Source organism: Nonomuraea salmonea (assembly GCF_042428605.1).
Taxonomy (GTDB): Bacteria; Actinomycetota; Actinomycetes; order Streptosporangiales; family Streptosporangiaceae; genus Nonomuraea; species Nonomuraea salmonea.
This window is the reverse complement of record NZ_JBHMCF010000027.1, coordinates 1-5,685: the sequence shown is the minus strand read 5'-3', so window position 1 is coordinate 5,685 and position 5,685 is coordinate 1. Positions and strand designations below refer to the sequence as shown.

The window sequence follows — 5,685 nt, the reverse complement described above, 5'->3', positions numbered from 1 at the left end:
TACAGATTCACTCAACCACACTGCGGCATCACGGGCATGAACTCTCGAATCGCCCTCTCAGGCCCATCGACGATTCGAAAGACGCGGTCGACGTCTGCTACAAGCCCAAAAGCCAAGCCTGTAAGCAGTACCGCAAGCGGCAAGCCGAAGTCGACGCCAAGATCGCTCAGGCTGAGGTCGACCGACAGCTGAAGGCCCTGATGAATGCCGTTCTCGCCATCGGGAAGATCATTGCAGACGAGCTCGGCATCACCGACGGGATCAAGTGTTTCACCAGCGGGGACGTTGCCGCCTGCGGTAGCACCGCCATCAACGTGCTCAGCTCTTTGGCAGGCGGCATGGTCGGAAAGCTTGCCGTCAAGTACGGCCTCCCATGGAAGTGGAAAAGGCGTACGAAGTTGGCAAGAAGGTGGTGCAAAAGGCGAGCGACGCAATCAACGCATTCAAGAACTGGCTGAAGGCAAGGGATCGTCTCAAGGCGGCCTCGAATCGCTTGCAGGCGGCGATCCGCGAATGCAACAGCTTCGCCCCCGGTACAAAGGTGGTGCTTGCCGACGGCACCTCCAAACCCATCGAACAGATACGTACCGGCGCTCAGACGGGCGGCGCCACCTGGCACGGCTACGTGGTCACGTGGCAGCTTCTGGACCAGAAGTCGAAGAACATCTTCATCCGGGCTGGGATCTTCAACAGGAAGGGGAAGGCTCTCTAGTACTCCAGCCGCAGATCGGATCTTGATGGGCTGTGGTTGGGGCGCGGTGGTACGTACGTGGGTACGTGGCCATGTCAACGTCGAGCGGCCACCGCTGTGATCATTCAGGTGTGATGGAACTGAAGATCATGCGGTGGCCGCGTTGGCCAGGGTAGAACATCTCAGCGCCGCTCGTCTGCAAGCAGGTCTGGATGACGCGTTCGCGCTGGTAGCCGGTCGCTTCAGACGCCCCGAAGTCCGGCAACGTGCGCGTGCGTGCCTCGGCGGGCTACTGTCCGGGCTGGAGCGCAAGAACGGCTGGTCGCTGGCCGAGTACGCCGGCGAAGCCACTCCGGATGGCATGCAGCGGCTGTTCAACGCCGCCAAGTGGGACGTCGACGGCGTGCGCGATGACATCCGCACCTACCTGATGACGCATCTGGGCGAGAGCGATGCCGTGCTGGTCGGCGATGACACCGGCTTCGTCAAGCAGGGCGTCCGCTCGGCCGGGGTGCAACGGCAATACACCGGCACCCTCGGCAAGGTCGCCAACTGTCAGATCGGGGTGTTCCTCGGCTACGCCTCCAGCCGGGGACGGGCCGTGCTGGACCGGGAGCTCTACCTGCCCCGGGAGTCCTGGATCGCCCAGCCGGAGCGCTGCGCGGCCGCCCAGGTTCCCGAGCAGGTCGGCTTCGCCACCAAGCCTCAACTCCTGCAAGCCATGATCGAACGGGCCATCGCCGCCGGCGTGCCGTTCGGCTGGGTGACCGCCGATGAGGCCTACGGCGACAACGGTCCCCTGCGCCGCCACCTGGAAAGTCACCAGATCTCCTACGTGCTCGCGGTCTCCCGGGCCCATCAGATCACCACCGCCGCCGGCAAGGTTCGCGCCGACGTCATGGCCGCCAAGGTTCCCCGGTCCGGATGGCAGCGCCTGTCCTGCGGCCCGGGGGCCAAGGGCGACCGGCGCTACGACTGGGCGCTGATCGCCACCGACAGTCCCGCGCACCGCCTGCTTATCCGCCGCTCCCTCAGCAACCCCCGCGATCTGGCCTTCTACCTGTGCCACACCCCTCGGCCGGTGCCGTTGCAGCGCCTGGTCGAGGTGGCCGGAGCCCGCTGGACGATCGAGGAATGCTTCCAGACCGGCAAGAACGAGGCCGCCTTCGACCACTACCAGGTGCGGCTCTATCCCGCCTGGTACCGCTACATCACCCTCGCCATGCTCGCCCTGGCCTTCCTCGCCGTCACCCGCGCGGTCCTCGACCCCGAACCTGCCCCACCAGCCAGCACCAGCGGGCTCATCGCGATCTCCGCCAACGAGATCCGCCGCCTCTTCGCCCTGCTCACCCGGCCACCTACCAGCCGGTCCCGCATCCTGCACTGGTCCCGCTGGCGACGACGCCACCAAACCCGCGCCCGACATAGCCACTACCAGCGACAACAGCTCAAAGATCGATAAGTGCGGCTGGAGTACTAGCCTTCATCGAGACGCATGAATTGGGAGACCGGGGAAGGCCTGATTGGGTGCGACGATCCCGAAGAGGTCGACGCGGCGTTCGATCGAGGCGAACCACATGTGGGCGCGGCGCTGATCGGCTTGGCGCTGAACTGCCCCGATGTCGATGTGGTCGCGCCACGAGCGATCCGTGCGATCTCTTCGGGCCGGCACGAGCTGCGAGGCCAAGGACTGACTGCCCTGTCCCACATGGTCAGGCTGACCAACCAGACAGACAGAGCCTCTGTCGCGCTGCTCAGACCGCTACTCCGGGATCCCGAGATGCGTGAGGTGGCCGAGAACTACGCGGCGGACCTCTGGACTTATGTCCCTCACAGAGACCTGCCCGCCTGGCTCCACCGCTGGTCTTACATGTACCTACTCAGGCACAAAATCGCCATCTGGTGGTGGAGCATCACCCGGCGCGGCTGAAGCGTTGCCCTCGGCAGACAGAAAGTCTCAAGGTCGGCTGGCACGCCGGGTCGGCTGACACACTGGTCGCTGCGTTCATCTCTGTTCGGGAAGGGCCTCGTGTTCGGACTTGCCCTCAGGGGCGGCCGAGCGTGGAACATCCCGGAGCAGATGAGGCCCGCTGGGCGTTCGATCGTGGGTGCTGTTCGGGCTGCGCTGCCGCAGGCGCCACGGCTGGCACCTCGACCCCGAAGCCGCGCGCCTGTTCCCCGGATAACATGCCGGACATTGGGGAGATCCTTCGGGCCATCACCGAGCCCGCAGATCACGTCGTCGTCAACAGCCTGGGTACCGGTCTCCAGCACCATGAGCGGCCGCGTCTTGGACGGGCGAGCGTGCGCCACAAGCCGGAGCTCACGCACGCATTTGGCGCGATCAACGGCTGTAATTATCCGAAGCCCGGGTGGTCGGAGCGGGTGGTCGGACGCGGGGATAGCCCAGAATCACGGTTCGACCTGGGCAAACGCGCTCAAGATCACCCGTGCATGTCTCCTGAGGCTTTTCCAACCTGATCGCGCTGGTCAGCAGGGACGACGCCGGGACCGGTCGACATGAGAAGAGGCTCCCGGTAAGACAGCAGTCGACCAAGATCCGATTCCTCTACCGGAGAGCCTCGTTGCTGTCTTATCGTGCCGCGATTCCGCTGTCCAATCGCACCTTGATCCGTCTGGCCGAGCTGATCCGTGCCCGGCGTGCCAAGCGGCGCTGCCGGTGGCGGCGCCTGGGCCCATCCCGGCAAGCCCTGCTCGTACTCGCCCACCTGCGCAACGGCGACACCTACGCCCGCCTGGCCGCGGGCTTCGCCATCGGCACCAGCACCGCCTGGCGCTACGTCCGCGAGGCGGCCGACCTTCTCGCCGTGCTCGCCGACGACGTCCACGCCGCCGTCTTACGCGCCGGCCGGCTGGCCTACACCATCCTGGACGGCACCCTGATCCCGATCGACCGACTGACCGACGAACGGCCCTACTACTCCGGCTGTGAGAATCATGTTGTGCTGCTCCGGGCCATGGCCTGACTCGTACTCTGGCTGGCTGGCCTTAGGTGCCTGGTGTTTGATCTGTCGGCCATGGCCCAGAGCGGCGCCTGCTGCCGGGCTGAACTGCGGTCGTGTCGAGCATTGGCGTGCTGCTGGGACATCGGGCCTTTCCGGTCTCCTCCGCCGGCTATCGACAGCTGCTGGCCTGGGCCCGCGGCTATGGGCAGGTAAACCGAGCCGGCGTGGAAGGGACCGGATCGTATGGCGCGGCGTTGACCCGCTACTTGCGGCAGGAGGCCATCACCGTCATCGAGGTGAACCGGCCGGACCGAGCGATGCGCCGCAGCCGCGGCAAGAGCGACGCCGTGGACGCCGAAGCCGCCGCTGTCGCAGTGCTGTCCGGGCGTGCCACCGCCATCCCCAAGGCCGCAGACGGCCAGGTCGAGCAGATGCGGATCTACAAGGTCGCCAAGGAGTCGGCGGTCAAGTCCCGCACACAAGCGATCAACCAGATGAAGATGCTCCTCGTCAACGCCGAACCTGCGCTGCGGGAGTCGCTGACAGGCTTGGGCACTGCGACCTTGGTCGGCCCGATGCGCCGCGTTGCGGTCCGACGACCACTCCGGAGTGGAAGCCGCCTGCAGGTATGCCCTTCGTCTGCTTGCCATGCGCATCCAGCAGCTCACCCATGAGATCAAGGACCTCGACGGGCGCATCGCCGCTGCCGTCAAGACGACCGCGCCAGGGCTTCTCCAGCAGTTCGGCGTGGGCCCGGACTCCGCTGCCACTCTGCTCATCGCGGCTGGAGACAACTCCGAACGGCTCGCCAGCGAGGCATCGTTCGCCGCCCTGTGCGGTGTCAGCCCTGTCGAAGCTTCGTCAGGCAAGAGTCAACGCCATCGGTTGAACCGTGGCGGCAATCGCCGGGCGAATGCCGCCCTGTTCCGGGTTGTTATCACCTGTATGCGACGCCATGAGCCCACTCGCGATTACATCGCCCGTCGCACGCAGGACGGGCTCTCTAGGCGAGAGATCATCCGTTGTCTGAAGCGCTACCTGTCGAGGAGCCTCTTCAAAATCATCAAAGCTGCTCTCACACCCCCTGCTTCGACGAAAGGGGGTTGACGAACATAGGGGCATCAAACACCGACGCCACGGCGTCAACGTGCAGGTCCTGGCCGATCCAGCAGGCCGGCTGGTCTGGGCCTCGCCGGCGTTGCCCGGTGCCACGCACGACCTGACCGCGGCACGCGCCACCGGCCTGATCGACGCGCTGACCATGGCCGGGGTGAAGACCTTCGCCGACAAGGGGTATCAAGGCGCGGGCGGCAGCATCCGCACGCCATTCAAAGGCCACCGGCTGCGGCCGCCACTGTCACGCCACCAGCGCTCGGTCAACCGCGCACACGCCCGCATCCGCGCCTGCGGGGAACGCGCCGTCGCCACCTTGAAGACCTGGAAGGTCCTGTCCCGGCTGCGTTGCTGCCCGAACCGCGCCACCACGATCGTGCAGGCCATCCTCGTCCTGCAGCTCATGGAAGAAGGCCGCTACTCAGGATGAAAAGGGCTCCCTGATCATGGTCTTACGGCTGCATGTGAGCACCGTCCGCTGCCTATCGAGAGCGCAAAACAAACGACCTGCGGCTATGAAGCCGCAGGTCAGGGGCCTGAAATGCCGATCTAAGTGAGTGCCCCCGGCGGTCACGTCCACGGACGTGGTGTATGAATCGATCTTCGCGTGATCCTGTTTTTGCAGGTTAAGCGGTAAGTGTCTGCGGGAGTGGGTTCTGGGCCGGTGTGTCGCCGGTGATCAGCCGGACGCGGGCTTTGGCGAGGATGTCCAGGCCCATGTAGCGGCGGGCTTCGGTCCATTCGTCGGTCTGCTCGGCCAGTACCGCTCCGACCAGCCGGATGATCGCGGCGCGGTCGGGGAAGATGCCGACCACGTCGGTGCGGCGGCGGATCTCCTTGTTCAGCCGCTCCTGCGGGTTGATGCCCCTATGGATGTCAAGTCTCGGACCTGGGCGCGCTGGAGTTGATGATGAG

7 protein-coding genes and 2 pseudogenes are annotated in these 5,685 nt (G+C 65.5%); 8 read left to right on the top strand and 1 reads right to left on the bottom strand.

What is annotated here, in order from left to right; translation table 11 throughout:
• The 8 genes and pseudogenes from ACFFR3_RS23775 to ACFFR3_RS23740 form a co-directional block, all read left to right on the top strand.
• Positions 1-458, top strand: a 458-nt coding sequence (locus tag ACFFR3_RS23775; RefSeq protein ID WP_379483870.1) for a hypothetical protein, incomplete at its 5' end; no start/stop codon positions are given.
• Positions 413-712, top strand: coding sequence for a hypothetical protein (locus tag ACFFR3_RS23770; RefSeq protein WP_379483869.1), 300 nt, complete (start codon positions 413-415; stop codon positions 710-712). The genes ACFFR3_RS23775 and ACFFR3_RS23770, both read left to right, overlap by 46 nt.
• Positions 713-854: 142 nt before the next feature.
• A complete protein-coding gene (locus ACFFR3_RS23765; RefSeq protein ID WP_425569406.1) occupies positions 855-2,153 on the top strand; it encodes an IS701 family transposase in 1,299 nt (432 codons plus the stop codon).
• 33 nt (positions 2,154-2,186) lie between these two features.
• Entirely contained in the window at positions 2,187-2,621 is a 435-nt protein-coding gene (locus tag ACFFR3_RS23760) for a hypothetical protein (protein WP_379483868.1), read from the top strand.
• 655 nt (positions 2,622-3,276) lie between these two features.
• Positions 3,277-3,639: pseudogene (locus ACFFR3_RS23755) on the top strand (helix-turn-helix domain-containing protein); the annotation flags it as partial.
• Positions 3,640-3,770: 131 nt separating this feature from the next.
• Entirely contained in the window at positions 3,771-4,331 is a 561-nt protein-coding gene (locus ACFFR3_RS23750) for an IS110 family transposase (RefSeq protein WP_345390641.1), read from the top strand.
• On the top strand, positions 4,306-4,764 hold the full coding sequence (locus tag ACFFR3_RS23745) for a transposase (protein WP_345390638.1): 459 nt from the start codon (positions 4,306-4,308) through the stop codon (positions 4,762-4,764). The genes ACFFR3_RS23750 and ACFFR3_RS23745 overlap by 26 nt, the downstream gene beginning before the upstream one ends.
• A gap of 16 nt (positions 4,765-4,780) precedes the next feature.
• A pseudogene (locus ACFFR3_RS23740) lies at positions 4,781-5,200 on the top strand (transposase family protein); the annotation flags it as partial.
• Between the two features lie 196 nt (positions 5,201-5,396).
• Here ACFFR3_RS23740 and ACFFR3_RS23735 read toward each other — a convergent pair.
• A partial coding sequence (locus ACFFR3_RS23735; protein ID WP_379483867.1) for a transposase occupies positions 5,397-5,685 on the bottom strand: 289 nt, incomplete at its 5' end.

Bases quoted from the DNA above. Each gene is read 5' to 3' on its own strand.
- ACFFR3_RS23745 (WP_345390638.1), top strand. From the start codon at position 4,306: ATGCGCATCCAGCAGCTCACCCATGAGATCAAGGACCTCGACGGGCGC.
- ACFFR3_RS23760 (WP_379483868.1), top strand. From the start codon at position 2,187: ATGAATTGGGAGACCGGGGAAGGCCTGATTGGGTGCGACGATCCCGAA.